Source organism: Bradyrhizobium sp. 215_C5_N1_1 (assembly GCF_052075935.1).
Lineage (GTDB): Bacteria > Pseudomonadota > Alphaproteobacteria > Rhizobiales > Xanthobacteraceae > Bradyrhizobium > Bradyrhizobium barranii.
This window is the reverse complement of the sequence record NZ_CP197228.1, coordinates 6,702,787-6,717,001: the sequence shown is the minus strand read 5'-3', so window position 1 is coordinate 6,717,001 and position 14,215 is coordinate 6,702,787. Positions and strand designations below refer to the sequence as shown.

Below are 14,215 nucleotides of genomic sequence, written 5' to 3'. Positions count from 1 at the left end.
GCGAGGTATGACGGTGTCATGCCTCGTTCCCGGACCCTTGCCGCATGATGCCTGCGCATGAGATCTACGATGTCATTGTCGTCGGCGCCGGCGCCGGGGGCATGACGGCCGCGGCGGTGGCCGCCGCTGAAGGCTTGCGCGTGCTGGTGATCGAGAAGACGGCGTTCGTCGGCGGCACCACCGCCTGGTGCGACGGCATGGTTTGGATCCCCGCCAATCCCAAGATGAAGGATGTAGGGCTGTCCGACAGCATCACGGACGCGGTCCGGTATCTGTCGAGCACGGTGCCGGAGCCTGCCAATGCCGGCTTGCGCGCCGCCTTCCTCGCGCGCGGGCCGGAGGCGGTCGCCTATCTCGAAGCCAACACGGAAGTGCGCCTCCAGCCGGTGAAAGCCTGTCCGGACTGTTATCCGGAGCGACTGGGCGCGACATCAGGCGGGCGCGTGCTGGAGCCGGTCGCGTTCGACGGCACCCGGCTCGGCGCGCCTTTCGCGCGGCTGCGCGCGCCGCTGCCGGAGTTCACGCTGTTCGGCGGGATGATGGTCAACCGCCTCGACGTCCCGCATCTGCGGCGGGCCGGAAAATCGTTGCGTTCGACCCTGCGCGCGGCGCGGCTCGTTTCGGAATACGCGTTGCAGCGGCTGCGCAATCGGCGCGGCACGACGCTGCATCTCGGCAACGCGCTCGCGGCGCGGCTCTATGCCTCGCTGCTGGCGCGGCAGGTCGAGATTCTCTTCTGCGCCGATGTCGAGGACCTGTCGATGCAGGGCGATCGCGTCGGCGGCGTTGTCATCCGCCACGGCTCCCGTGACCGCCTGATCGCCGCGCGTCGCGGCGTGGTGGTTGCGACCGGCGGCTTTTCGCACGACGCTGTGTTGCGCAAACGCTTCTTCCCGGCCGCGGCTGGTTTCGTCTCGGCGGCCAGCACCGCTGGCACTGGCGACGGGCTCCGGCTTGCGGCCACGGCCGGTGCCGCGCTCAACACGGAGGCGACGAGTCCGGCCTATTGGGTGCCGGCCTCGCTGTTCCGTCGCGACGATGGCAGCCGAGGCGTTTTTCCGCATACGGTGACCGACCGCGCCAAGCCCGGCGTGATCGCCATCAACGCGGCCGGCCGTCGCTTCGTCAACGAGGCGCTGTCCCACCATGAGTTCGTGCTGGCGATGTTGCGCGACTGCAATGGCGAGCCGGACCGGCCGTTTTATCTCGTCTGCGACCGTCAGTTCCTGTGGAGCTACGGCCTCGGTCACATCAAGCCGTTTACGCTCAACCTCCGGCGCTATGTGGCGGGCGGCGAGTTGCTCAAGGCTCCCGACATCGCGCAGCTCGCGGCGAAGATCGGCGTCAATCCGTCCGTGCTCACGGCGACGATCGCAGGTTACAACGTTGATGCGAAGCAGGGCCGCGATCCCGAATTCGGTCGCGGCAGCACCATCTATCAGCGCCACCTCGGCGATGCCACCCACAAGCCCAATCCCTGTGTCGCACCGATCCTCCGCGCGCCGTTCTTCGCGATGCGTATCTATCCGGCCGATCTCGGCACGGCCATCGGCATGAAGGTGGATGCCCAGGCGCGCGTGCTGCGCGAGGACGGCACGCCGGTTGCGGGTCTGTACGCCTGCGGCAACGACATGGGGTCGATCATGAATGGGAATTATCCGGGACCGGGGATCACGCTCGGGCCGGCGCTGACGTTCGGGTATATCGCGGGGCGGCATCTGGCGGAGGGGAGTGTTGTGACGGCGACGTCTGCGGTTGCAGGGACTCCCGTCTAGCCATCTCCACCGCTGTCATTCCCCGCGACCCGGCTACGCCAAGGCTTCGCCGGGGTTGAGGTCCAGGGGCGCCGAAGCTTTAGCGTAGGCGGCAAGCGGGGAATCCAGTACGCCGCGGCCCATCCGTTCAATCACAGCCGCCTCGGAGTACTGGATCGCCCGGTCAAGCCGGGCGATGACGCTGAGTGTGTGGCGAGCTCGTCCCACAATCTCCGTCATTGCGAGCGCAGCGAAGCAATCCAGGCTGCCTCCGCGGAGGGACTCTGGATTGCTTCGTCGCTTCGCTCCTCGCAATGACGTGGAGAGAGTTTGCGTCCTAACCGCTACTCCGCCGCCGCCGCAAAGCGGCTGTTCTCCAGCTCGGCTTCCAGCCGGGCTGTCTCGGCCGCTGCGAGCTTGATGTTGGCTTCCTTGACGTGGCCGAAGCCGCGGATCGTCTCGGGCACGCGGGCGAGCCGCGCCAGCAGCGGGATCTGCTCCGCCTTCAGCCCGGCCATCCGCTGGTCGATCATGCCGAGATAATCCGCGACCAGCTTACGTTCGGTCCGGCGCTCCTCGGTGCGGCCGAACGGGTCGAACGCGCCGCCCCGCAGGAACTTCAGCTTGGCGAGAACGCGGAAGGCGTGGACCATCCAGCCGCCGAATTCCTTCTTCTGAAGGTGCCCGGTCGTCTTGTCGCGCTGCGCGAAGATCGGCGGGGCGAGGTGGTATTTCAGCGTGAAGTCGCCATCGAACTTCTCCGACACCTTCTTGGCAAAGCTGCCGTCGGTGTAGAGCCGCGCCACCTCGTACTCGTCCTTGTAGGCCATCAGCTTGAACAGGTTTTTCGCGACCGCCTCGGTCAACTCGGTGGAGGCGGGCGAGACTGTGCTCTCCGCCTTGCGCACCTTGGCGACGGCCGCGAGGTAACGGTCGGCGTAGGCAGTGTCCTGATAGCCGGTCAGAGACTCCGCGCGGGTCGCGATCACGTCGTCGAGCGACTTCGTCGGCGCGGAAGCGCGGCTCTTGAACTGCAGTACGCTGCGCACGCGCGACATGTCGTGGGCGGCCAGCCGTCCCCATGTGAAGGCGAGCTTGTTCATCTCGATCGCCGCGCCGTTGATCTCGATGGCGCGGAGGAGAGCCTCCAGCGACAGTGGGATCGCGCCCTTCTGGAAGGCGAAGCCGAGCATGAAGGGATTGGTCGCGATCGAGTCGCCCATCAGGGCTGAGGCAATGCCTGTCGCGTCGATGATGTCGAGGTTCGTGTCGCCGACGGCGTCACGCAGCACGGTCTGCATCGTGCCCATCTCGAAGTCGAGATCGGGGTTTTGCACGAAGCTCGCAGTCGGCTGCAGGTCGGCGTTGATGTAGGCCTTGGTCACGCCGCGCTCGGCGCGGCTGAGCGCGGAGGGACCTGCCGAGACGATCATGTCGCAGCCGAGGATGACGTCGGCGCCGCCGGTGGTGATGCGGACCGCGGAGATATCCTCCGGCCTCCGCGCGATGCGGACATGGCTCATCACCGCGCCGTTCTTCTGCGACAGGCCGGTGAAGTCGAGCGCCGAGCAGCCGCGGCCGTCGACATGGGCGGCCATGCCGAGCAGCGCGCCGATGGTGATGACGCCGGTGCCGCCGATGCCGGTGACGAGGATGTTGTACGGCGCCTCGAGCTCGCGGGCAGGAGGCAGCGGCAGGTCGGCGAACAACTGTCCGGAATCGACCGCCGACGTCTTCAACCGCTTCAGGCTGCCGCCATGCACGGTGACAAAGCTCGGGCAGAAACCTTCGACGCAGGAAAAGTCCTTGTTGCAGTTCGACTGGTCGATCTGTCGCTTGCGGCCGAACTCGGTCTCCAGCGGCTGCACCGAGACGCAGTTGGAGGCCTGCGAGCAATCGCCGCAGCCTTCGCAGACGAGCTCGTTGATGAAGGCACGCTTGGCGGGATCGGGATAGAGCCCGCGCTTGCGGCGGCGGCGCTTTTCGGCGGCGCAGGTCTGGTCGTAGATCACGACCGTGAGGCCCTTGATGTCACGCAGCTCGCGCTGCACGGCGTCGAGCTCGCGGCGGTGATGGATGGTCGCCCCCTGCGGGAAGTAGTTGCCTTCCGGATACTTCGTCGGATCGTCCGATACGATCGCGAGTCGCTTGACCCCCTCGGCCCAGACCTGGTGCGCAATCTGCGCGACGTTGAAGGCGCCTTCGGCCGGCTGGCCGCCGGTCATCGCGACGGCGTCGTTGTAGAGGATCTTGTAGGTGATGTTGATGCCCGCGGCCGATGCCGCGCGAAGGGCGAGAAGTCCGGAATGGGTGTAGGTGCCGTCGCCGAGATTCTGAAAAATGTGCTTCTCGGTGGTGAAGGGCGACTGGCCGATCCAGTTCACGCCCTCGGCACCCATATGCGAGATTAGATCGGTGCGGCGGGTCGGCATGCTCAGGGCCATGCCGTGGCAGCCGATGCCGGCCATGGCACGGCTGCCCTCGGGCACGCGCGTCGAGGAGTTGTGCGGGCAGCCCGAGCAGAAGAACGGCGTGCGCGCGAGCTTGATCTGCGTGCTTGATGTGACGGGATTGTCGAAGGCCTCGAGCCGGGCGAGGCGTTGCTCCAGCACCGGGCTGTGATGCCCGAGCTTGCGCAAGCGTGCCACCAGCGCCCCTGCGACAATGGTCGGCGTCAGCTCGCCCTCGCTCGGCAACAGCGGTGCTCCGCGCTCGTCGCGCTTGCCGGTGACGGTCGGGCGCCTGGACGCAGCGATATTGTAGAGGGTGCGCATCAGCTGGTCTTCGATGAAGCCGCGCTTCTCCTCGACCACGAGCACGTCCTGAAGACCTTCGGCGAAGCGCCTGGCGCCGCTTTCCTCCAGCGGCCAGGTCAGTGCGACCTTGTAGATGCGCAGGCCGAGGTCCTGCGCGTCCTTGTCGGTGATGCCCAAATCGGCCAGCGCCTGGCGCAGATCGAGATAGGCCTTGCCGGTCGCGAGAATGCCGAGCCGTGCCGGCTTGGAATCGAGCACGATGCGGTCGAGCTGGTTGGCGCGGGCAAAGGCTTGCACGGCGGCCATCTTCGGGCCGAACAGACGTCGCTCGGCCTCCAGCGGCGGATCGGGCCAGCGGATGTTGAGGCCGCCAGGCGGCATCTCGAAATCGTCTGGAAGTACGATCTTGATACGCTCAGGATCGCTGTCAATCGAGGCCGAACTCTCGACGGTCTCGCTGATCGCCTTGAAGCCGACCCAGCAGCCGGAGAAGCGCGACAGCGCAAAACCATAGAGGCCGAGGTCGAGATAATCCTGGAGCGTCGCCGGATTGATCACGGGGATCAGCGCCGCCGCGAACACCTGCTCGCTCTGATGCGCCAGCGTCGAGGACTGGCAGCCATGGTCGTCGCCGGCAAGCGCGAGCACGCCGCCATTGAGCGAGGTGCCGGCCGCATTCGCATGTTTGAGCGCGTCGACCGAGCGGTCGACGCCGGGGCCCTTGCCGTACCAGATGCCGAACACGCCATCGACCTTGGCGCCGGGGAACAGGCCGACCTGCTGGCTGCCCCAGACGGCGGTCGCAGCCAGGTCCTCGTTCAGGCCGGGGACGAAGGCGATGTCGTGCTGCTGGAGGTGCGACTTCGCGCGCCACAGCGCGTGGTCGTACATGCCGAGCGGGGAACCGCGATAGCCCGAGATGAAACCGCCTGTGTTGAGCCCCTGGAGCCGGTCGCGTTCGCGCTGCAACATGGGCAACCGAACCAGTGCCTGCGTGCCGGACAGGAAGATCCGCTTCGATTCGAGCCGGTATTTGTCGTCCAGCTCGACCTGCATCAGCGTCATTTCAGGAGTCCTCGTCTCTCGTTCGGCGTGGGGGTTTGCGCTGCGGGAGGGATAGCGGCGGCGCGACGCGAATTGTGACAGTCAAGAGCATGGGCCGGCGAAGTCAATACGGCTAGCCGCATCCGTGGCGCTCCTGCTAGTCATGGCTGCCTGTGGAGGACACCATGGCTGCAAACGCATTCGACACCGAGATTACAGAGACGGCCGAGGCGCTGATCGGGCCGTGGCGCCAGCCGCGCCAGATGCTGCACGCGCAAGTCTATGACGCGCACGCCTCGATCCACGACGATGCCACCGCGCAGAAGCTCGGCTTCAAGGGCGGCACCATCGAAGGCCCGACGCATTTCAGCCAGTTCGCCCCGCTCGGCGCGCGGCTGTGGGGGCAGGCCTGGTTCGAGAGCGGTTGCCTGTCCGCGCATTACCGCAACGCCTGCTTCGAAGGCGAGGAGGTGCAGGCGATGCTATCGAAGCCGCTGCCCGGCACGAGCCAGTGCCAGATCCAGATGGTCAAGCGCGACGGCACCGAGGTGCTGCGGGGCACGGCCTCGGTCGGCGAACCGCATGCGGCGACCGCGCTCGAGGCGCGCCTCACCGAGCTCAAGCCGCTCGCCGATCCCGTGATCCTGCGCGATGTGAAGGTGGCGCAGACGAGCAAACGGCAGGCGGTGCGGATGGCGTTCGACCAGAACATGGGCGACCTCTATCCGTTCTCCCTCAGGCAAAAGCTCGCCGTCATCACCGAGAACTCGCCGTGTTATTCCGGCGCCGACAATCCTTGGGGCAGAGCGATCATCCCGATGGAGATGCTGAGCGTGTTGTTCCAGTACCGCTCCAAGGACGACCCGCTGCCGGCCAAGGGGCCGGCGGTCGGCCTGTTCGCGGATCAGGAGATCAGGCTGATCAAGGGGCCGCTCTTCGTCGACGAAGAGTACGAAATCGAGCGTGAGGTTGTCGCACTCTCCGGCAGCCGCCGCACCGAGAGTGCCTGGATTAAAACGCGCGTGTTCGGCAAGACGGGCGCGGTGGTGGCCACCATGCTGCTCAACATGGCGACGCTGAAGGATTCGTATGCGCCGTATGAGATGGAGTATCGGCAGCTGTACGGCACGGGGCGGTAGCGCTACGGCCTCCGCCGTCATTCCGGGGCGCGCGCAGCGCGAACCCGGAATCCACTTTCCTCGCGTACTGCGGCCCGATGGATTCCGGGCTCGACGCTGTCGCGTCGCCACGGAATGACGGCGAGCGAGTCCGTCGCCGCCCGCTCATCCTTTAAGCAACTGCACGTCGCAAAGCCGTCGCACAGGGAATAAGCAGGCGCCGATCGCCGGCGTAACCTTCTGAGTACGCAGCAAATTCTCTCGCGGCCTGTGCCCCACCGCTATTGTACACAATGGCACGGCGTTTGCAGAACTCCTGGCAAAGAGAGTTCTCGCGGGGGCCTTGAGTCATGTTGAGCTCGACCAAGCCGACACTGGGCGTCATCAGCGCCGAGCCCGAGCCGATCAGGCTCGACTGGCCTGCCACCGCGCTTCTCATCATCGACATGCAGCGGGATTTCATGGAGCCGGGTGGCTTCGGCGAGACGTTGGGCAACGATGTCAGCCAGCTCGCGCGCGCGGTAAAGCCGATCGGCGCGGTGCTGAAGGCGGCACGTGACACCGGCATGCTGGTGATCCACACGCGCGAGGGGCATCTGCCTGATCTGTCCGACGCGCCGCCCGCAAAAGTCGAGCGCGGCGCCCCGTCCTTGCGCATCGGCGATCCCGGCCCGATGGGGCGCATTCTCATTCGCGGCGAGGCCGGCCACGACATCATTCCCGAGCTTTATCCGCTCGACAGCGAAGTCGTGATCGACAAACCCGGCAAGGGTGCGTTCTACGCCACCGAGCTCACGGACGTGCTGGAGAAATACGGCATTGAGAACTTGCTCGTCTGCGGCGTCACCACGGAAGTGTGCGTCAACACCACCGTGCGAGAGGCCAATGACCGCGGCTATCGCTGCGTCGTCATCTCCGACGGCTGCGCATCCTACTTCCCCGAATTTCACGAGATGGGCCTGAAGATGATCAAGGCCCAAGGCGGCATCTTCGGCTGGGTCGCGGACTCAGCCGCAGTCTTGGAGGCAATGAAGACTTCGACCACACAGGGGTAGCATCATGAGCACATTGACGGGGACGGCCGGCAAATCTGATCTGAGCAAGTCCGAGTTCAAGCCGGCACTATGGACATCGGGCGACTGGAACGCGTTCTTCGGCTTCGGCACCAACATCCTCGTCAACATGCTGGTGCTCACGGGCCTGCTGCGCTTCGTTTTGAAGATGCCTGATAGTCTCGTGTTCGGCCGCATCCTGCCCGCGCTCGGGCTGATGATGTGCCTCTCCACCTTCTACTATGCGTATCTCGCCTATCGGCTGGCGCAGAAGACGGGCCGCAACGATGTCTGCGCACTGCCCTCGGGCGTCAGCGTACCGCACATGTTCATCGTCACCTTCGTGATCATGCTGCCGATCACGATCAAGACCGGTGATCCGCTCAAGGGCTGGTCGGCTGGCCTCGTCTGGGTGTTCTTCCAGAGCTTTATCCTGATGATCGGGGGCTTCATCGCGCCGTTCATCCGCAAGATCACGCCGCGCGCGGCGTTGCTCGGCACGCTCGCCGGCGTCTCCGTCACCTTCATCTCGATGCGTCCGGCGTTAGAGATGTACATGACGCCGCAGATTGGTCTCGTCTGCTTCGCCATCATCCTGGTGAGCTGGTTCGGCGGCGTGAAATACTGGCGCGGCATTCCCGCGGGCCTCGTCGCGATCGCGGTCGGCATGGTCATCGCCTGGGGCTCAAACCTGTTCGGCCTCGGTCTCGGTGGGCTGAGCGTCAAGGGAGTCGGCGACGCTTTCGCGAACTTCGGCTTCTCGGTGCCGATCCCGGCGGTGGGCTACGTCTTCTCGGGCTTCGAATTCCTCGGCATCATCCTGGTTACCGCCATTCCCTTCGGCATCTACGACCTCGTCGAGGCCATGGACAATGTCGAGAGCGCGGAAGCGGCGGGCGACGAATATCCGACCACGCGGGTGCTCACCGCCGACGGCGTCGTCAGCCTGATCGGCTGCCTGATGGGCAACCCCTTCATCAACGCCGTCTATATCGGTCATCCCGGCTGGAAGGCGATGGGCGGCCGCATCGGCTATTCGGCTGCGACCGGCATCATGGTGGTGGTGCTGGCCTGGTTCGGCATCATCTCGGTGCTGCTGGCACTCGTGCCCGTCGTCGCGATCTCGCCGATCCTGCTCTATATCGGCATGCTGATCGGTGCGCAGGCGTTCCAGACCACGCCGGTCAAGCACGCGCCCGCGATCGTGCTGGCGCTGACGCCGCATCTTGCCGCCTGGGCCAAGCTCCAGATCGACACGATGCTCGGCTCGACCATGATGGCGGCGACCTCTGTCGGCGGTCTCGCCGCCGACAAGGCCGACGCGGTCAAGGCCGCGGCGATTGCCGCGCTGCCGCAGCAGGGCGTGTTCTATCACGGCTTGGAGGTGATGGGCGGCGGTTCCATCCTCGGCGGCCTCATCCTCGGTGCGATCGGTGTCTTCATCATCGAGCGCGACTTCGAGAAGGCCTCGGCCTTCGCGCTGGTCGGTGCCGTGCTCACCTACTTCGGCTTCATGCATGGCGAAGCCGTCGGTATCGGCGGCGGCTTCGGCGTCACGCCCGCGGTGGCGTTCGCCTACGCGGTGATGGCGGCGGGACTGTTCGCGGCCAGCAGGCTCGGCGCCACCGAGCATTATGCCACCCATCCGGAGATGCACGCCGCGCCGGCGGAGTAGGCATCGGAAAACATGAAACGCAGCCGGGCGATGTCGTGTCGCCCGGCTGCTTCATTTGCTACCCGCCCTTGACCGCGCCCGCGGTCAGCCCGGCCACGATCTGCCGCTGGGCGAACACTGTGAGCAGCAGCACCGGGAGGGTGACGATCAGCGCGGCGGCGGCGAGCGGGCCCCAGCTCAACTGGTCGAACGAGATCATGTTGTAGACGGCGACGGGCAGGGTGCGCGTCTCGCGTCCGGCCAGCACGATGCCGAACACAAAATTGTTCCAGGAGAAGATCACGGCGAGGATGAAGGCGACCGCGATCCCGGGCTTGGCGATCGGCAGGGCGACGTGCCGAAAGACCTGCCACCGCGTGGCGCCGTCGATCAGCGCGGCTTCCTCCAGCTCCAGCGGCGTGGTCTCGAAATAGCCGATCATGATCCAGATCACGATCGGCACCGTCACGACGAGATGGATGATGATCTGCGGCACCAGCGTGCCGAGCAATCCGAGCCACTGGAACAGCAGGAACAGCGGGATCAAATAGGACAGGCCGGGCGTGATGCGCGCGATCAGGATCACGATCGCGGATTTGTGCGCGGCCATGCGCGCGATGCCGTAGCCGGCGGGAACGCCGACGAGCAGGGCCAGCGTGGTCGCGCCGCCGGTGACGATCAGGCTGTTGACGAAATAGGTCAGGAAGCGGTTGGAAGCGAGCACGTCGGCATAGTTCTTCCAGGCGATGCGATCGGGGAAGAACACCGGCGGGTAGGCGGCATTGTCGACCTCGAACTTGAGCGATAGCGACGCCATCCAGAGGAAGAACAGGATCGCCGGCGACACGATGACGAACACCGACAGCCACAGACCGATCCTGCCAATGACCTGACGTAGGTTGATTCGACTTGGGTTGACTTGACTTGGGCTCATGCGCCGCTCGCAATTTCGGTCCACAGCATGCGCTGGCGGGCATAGAGCATCACGGCCGCGAGGGCGACGATGAGGAGGAAGAACACCACCGCGATCGCCGAGCCGTAGCCGAGGTCGTAATAGGTGAAGGCGACGCTGTAGAGATAGATGTTGATCGTCTCCGACGCCGAGCCCGGTCCTCCCTGCGTGATCGCGAAGATGATGTCGAAACTCTTCACGGCGTCGATCATGCGGATCATGCCGGCGATGAACAGGAACGGCATGATCAACGGCAGGGTGATGAAGCGGAACACCTGCCAGAAGCTGGCGCCGTCGATCTGCGCGCTTTCATAAGGCTCGGTCGGGATGGCGGCGAGGCCGCCGAGCACGATCAGCATGACCAGCGGCGTCCATTGCCAGGTCTCGACCAGCACGAGCGAGGGAATGACGGTCGCGGGGTGGAAGACCCAGAGCTGCGCAGGTATCCCGACCAGCGACAAGAGGTAGTTCAGCACGCCGAGCTGCGGGTGGAACATCATGGTCCAGACCAGCGCGATCGCGACGGGGGTCGCCATCATCGGCATGATGAAGATACCGCGCAGAAAGCCGCGGCCGGCGAATTTCTGGTGAAACACGACGGCCGCGAACGTGCCGAGGATCAGCGGCAGCAGCACCGACAGCAAAGTGTAGACCATGGTGTGGCCCACCGCCTCGATGAAGCGGGGATCGCTCGTCAGCCGCAGATAGTTGGAGAACCCGACGAAGGTGGTCGGTGAGCCGACCTTCCACTCGTTCAGGCTCATCCAGATCGTGAAGACCCACGGGAAGATGATGATCGCGAGCACGACGACCAGCGCCGGCACCACGAACGGCCAGTAGGACGGCGGCCGCAATTCCTTCTCCGGCGCGGCATCGGACCGTGCCGCGGCCGGAGTCGATTGTGTCAACGCACTCACGCTTTTTCGCTGCGCTCCAGGATCGGCCGGTACTGATCGTGAGCCTTCTTCAACTCGGTCGCGGGATCGGCGCCCGATAGTGTCGAGGTGAGGGCCGCGCCGACGAGATCGCGGAATTCGGCGACCGGGATCACGACGGGAAGGCCGAGCTTGCTGATCTTGGCGGAATCGATCACCGACTGCAGCCACTCCTTGGGCATCTTCACGCCGTTCTGGACCTCGGGATCGCCGAGGATCGAGTTGCGGAACGGGACGCCGCCGCCGGCCTGCAACAGCCGCGCGCCCTGCTGCTTCGAGACCGCCCACTGGCAGAGCAGATAGGCGGCTTCCTTGTTCTTGCTCGCCGCGGCAATGCCGATGCCGTCGCCATAGGTGGCCGAATATTGCCCCTTCGGTCCGGCCGGCACGACGGTGTAGCCGACCTTGCCGACGACGCGCGAGGCGGCGGGGTCCTCCAGTGGCGGCGCCCAGCCGACGCCGTCGATCCACATCGCCGAACGTCCTTGCGTGAACGAGGCCATCGACTCCATCCAGTTGAAGCCGGCGACGCCTGGCGGGGCGACCTTCGTGAGGAGCGTCTGGTAGAGCTTGGTCGCGGCTACAGCCTCTGGACCGTCGGTCAGGATGTTGCCCTTGGCGTCGAGGAATTCGCCGCCATAGTTGAGGAAGAAGTTGGTCCACAACGTCATGTTGGCGTTGCGCAGGCCCCGTCCGACAAAACCGTAGGTGCCTTCCTTGGTGTCGGTCAGTTTTTCGGCGGCCGCGACCATCTCGTCGAGGGTCTTGGGGACGGCGACGCCCTTCTTCTGGAACAGCTCCTTGTTGTAGTAGAGGATGAAGTAATCGACCGACCAGGGCAGCGACAGCATCTGGCCCTTGTCGTTCTTGGCGTATTGCAGGCCGGCGGCCGAGAAATCGCTCTCGACGAGATCGGGTGCCGTCAGCGTCGGATCCTTCATGAAGGGCGTCAGGTCGGCGAGCCAGCCCCCCTTTTCGAACTGCCGCTTCTGGACGTGATAGCTGAGATGGACGACGTCGAAGCTCGGCCGGCCCGAGGTCAGCTCGATCACCACTTTCTGGCGCTGCTGCTGCTCCGGGATCTGTTCGGATTCCACCTGGATGCCGGTGAGCTCGGTGAACTCCTTGATGTTTTTTTGCAGGTTGTCGCCGCGCGGACCCTTGGCGAGGATCACCTCCAGCTTGGTCCCGGCGTATTTCTTCCAGTTGACCTCGGCGCGTGCCGGTAGTCCGGTCAGGCTGAGCGCGCCAGCCGCGGCGGTCCCCGTCAACAGCGTGCGGCGCGAGATGTTATGGTTGGCCACGTCAAATCCCTCCCTCTGATTCATTTTCTTTGGGAGGGATACTAACGGCCGTGCCACGCCTGCCTAGTCCTAATCTGGGGACTCAGGGACGCACGGCAGGCGTCTCCATCGGCAGGCCGCGCGCCCGCGACATCAGGTAGAGTTCAAGCGCGACCAGCTCGGGCGCGCCGTAATCATAGGCCTGGGCGCGTACGCCGGTCATGCAACTGCGCAACCTTCGCTCGATCGACCCCAGCGTCTGCCACTCCAGGCGGTAGAGCGGATAGCCGGTCGGCTGCCCTTGCGTGATCGGCGCGCCCGCAAGACGCTTGTCGAAATTGTCGTCGTGGCAATTGGTGCAGGCGAGGTTGAGCTGGCCCTCGCGCCGCATGAAGAGGTCGCGGCCCTGCGCCACGAAAGGCTTCAGTTCCGGATCATCGCCAGCCGTGATCGCGACGCCACGGGACTGGTGTGCGACGAAGGCGGACAGCGCCAGGAGGTCGCGGCTCTCGTAGGGCAGCGCCGGCGCCTGCTGATGATTGGCACGGCAGAGGTTGATGCGCTGGTCGAGGGTGACGGGGCGCGCCAGCGCCTTGTCGAAGGCCGGATAGCGCGCCGCGATACCCTTCATGCTGGTCGTTGCATCGCCATGGCAGTCCGCACAGGCCTTGTCGGCGCTGCCGGCCTTCTTCGCCCAGAGCGCCTCGCCGTCGAGCACGAAAAGCATGCCCGGATTGGACGTGTCGTCATCCTGCATCGCGCGCGTGTCCGGCCCCATGAACGAATAGCCGGAGCGGCGCGCGTCCGGCGGAATTTCGCCGGCGAGCAGGGCAGGGGCCGCGGCCAACAATGTTGCCGCCGCTATCGCGCGCCAAAAGATCATTCGACCGTGATCGAGGCCGATGCGGTCGACGAATAGCCGTTGTCGCCGATCCATTCGAATTCGAACTTGCCGCTCTCCTTCGCGACCGTGAAGAAGGAGAGGTATGGGTTGGCCGCGATCGCCGGAAACAGGTCGGCGCGGAAAACTTCGGTGCCATTGTAGCGGCACGTAAAACTCGTGATGATGTCGCGCGGCACCAGCGCGCCGTCCGCGGTGTGGCGGAAGCCGGTCTCCATGATGTGCGAGGTCAGCGTGCGGATCTCGATGACATCGCCGCGTTTGGCCTTTGCCGGAACGTTGATGAGCGCGGCCATCAGTTCATCTCCTCGGTACAGGCGGCCAGCGTCACGACGATGTCGGCGGCGACCTGCCAGAACGTGTCATCGGACATGCGTGCGATTGCCACCACCTTCTGGGTGTCGGCCAGCCGCATGCGGGTCGAGACCTGGGCGCGGCCGGAGGAGGGGTTGAGATAGAAATTACCGATGTTCGGCTGCGGGTTCTTCTCGTTGAAGACGTGGATGCTCTTGACGTAATCGGTCGCCGTCATCGGGCTTGCGACGCTCACCGTCACCGGCACGGTGTTGCCGTTCTCGACCAGCGGCGGAATGTCGAGCTTGACTTTGCCGGTGTGAATCTGGGCTTCGCCGACGACGTTGCGGATCGCGGTGCTGAGCATCGCCGGCGTCGCTTCCAGCGGTCGCAACGTGACGATCGGGATCGTCCCGGCGACCGTCGCGCCGCCTGCAATACTCAGGAATTGTCGTCGCGTGGTTGGCATGAA

General features: G+C 65.2%; 11 protein-coding genes. 4 read left to right on the top strand and 7 right to left on the bottom strand.

Annotated features, from left to right (window positions below; translation table 11 throughout):
- The first annotated feature begins 44 nt into the window (after positions 1-44).
- Complete coding sequence (locus AB7G19_RS32175; protein WP_085404500.1) at positions 45-1,775, top strand: FAD-dependent oxidoreductase; 1,731 nt, start codon at positions 45-47, stop codon at positions 1,773-1,775.
- A 323-nt stretch (positions 1,776-2,098) separates the two neighbouring features.
- Here AB7G19_RS32175 and AB7G19_RS32170 read toward each other — a convergent pair whose 3' ends face one another.
- Positions 2,099-5,575 carry an indolepyruvate ferredoxin oxidoreductase family protein gene (locus AB7G19_RS32170; RefSeq protein ID WP_441268732.1) on the bottom strand — a complete coding sequence of 1,159 codons (3,477 nt, stop codon included), beginning with the start codon at positions 5,573-5,575 and terminating at the stop codon, positions 2,099-2,101.
- A 164-nt stretch (positions 5,576-5,739) separates the two neighbouring features.
- Between AB7G19_RS32170 and AB7G19_RS32165 the strand changes: the two genes are divergently transcribed.
- The 3 genes from AB7G19_RS32165 to AB7G19_RS32155 all read left to right on the top strand — a co-directional run bounded on the left by AB7G19_RS32165 (position 5,740) and on the right by AB7G19_RS32155 (position 9,399).
- Positions 5,740-6,693, top strand: a complete 954-nt coding sequence (locus tag AB7G19_RS32165) for a hypothetical protein (RefSeq protein ID WP_085404560.1) — start codon at positions 5,740-5,742, stop codon at positions 6,691-6,693.
- A gap of 329 nt (positions 6,694-7,022) precedes the next feature.
- The gene (locus AB7G19_RS32160) at positions 7,023-7,727 is read left to right on the top strand and encodes a cysteine hydrolase family protein (RefSeq protein WP_085404497.1); all 705 of its coding nucleotides are present in this window, start codon (positions 7,023-7,025) and stop codon (positions 7,725-7,727) included.
- Positions 7,728-7,731: 4 nt separating this feature from the next.
- Positions 7,732-9,399, top strand: coding sequence for a regulator (locus AB7G19_RS32155; RefSeq protein ID WP_085404496.1), 1,668 nt, complete (start codon positions 7,732-7,734; stop codon positions 9,397-9,399).
- Positions 9,400-9,457: 58 nt separating this feature from the next.
- Here the strand turns inward: AB7G19_RS32155 and AB7G19_RS32150 are convergent, their stop codons facing one another.
- From AB7G19_RS32150 to AB7G19_RS32125, 6 genes are read right to left on the bottom strand one after another with little or no spacing between them, the layout of a single operon-like run.
- The gene (locus tag AB7G19_RS32150; RefSeq protein WP_094184434.1) at positions 9,458-10,312 is read right to left on the bottom strand and encodes a carbohydrate ABC transporter permease; all 855 of its coding nucleotides are present in this window, start codon (positions 10,310-10,312) and stop codon (positions 9,458-9,460) included.
- On the bottom strand, positions 10,309-11,247 hold the full coding sequence (locus AB7G19_RS32145) for a carbohydrate ABC transporter permease (RefSeq protein ID WP_085404495.1): 939 nt from the start codon (positions 11,245-11,247) through the stop codon (positions 10,309-10,311). Before AB7G19_RS32145 ends, AB7G19_RS32150 begins: the two co-directional genes overlap by 4 nt.
- Positions 11,244-12,593, bottom strand: a complete 1,350-nt coding sequence (locus tag AB7G19_RS32140; RefSeq protein ID WP_071915996.1) for an ABC transporter substrate-binding protein — start codon at positions 12,591-12,593, stop codon at positions 11,244-11,246. The genes AB7G19_RS32145 and AB7G19_RS32140 overlap by 4 nt, the downstream gene beginning before the upstream one ends.
- A gap of 58 nt (positions 12,594-12,651) precedes the next feature.
- Positions 12,652-13,431, bottom strand: a complete 780-nt coding sequence (gene soxA, locus AB7G19_RS32135; protein ID WP_085404494.1) for a sulfur oxidation c-type cytochrome SoxA — start codon at positions 13,429-13,431, stop codon at positions 12,652-12,654.
- The gene (soxZ, locus tag AB7G19_RS32130; protein WP_014497100.1) at positions 13,428-13,745 is read right to left on the bottom strand and encodes a thiosulfate oxidation carrier complex protein SoxZ; all 318 of its coding nucleotides are present in this window, start codon (positions 13,743-13,745) and stop codon (positions 13,428-13,430) included. Before soxZ ends, soxA begins: the two co-directional genes overlap by 4 nt.
- Positions 13,745-14,212: a SoxY-related AACIE arm protein gene (locus tag AB7G19_RS32125; RefSeq protein ID WP_085404493.1), complete on the bottom strand. Its 468-nt coding sequence runs from the start codon at positions 14,210-14,212 to the stop codon at positions 13,745-13,747. The genes soxZ and AB7G19_RS32125 overlap by 1 nt, the downstream gene beginning before the upstream one ends.
- Positions 14,213-14,215 lie beyond the last annotated feature (3 nt).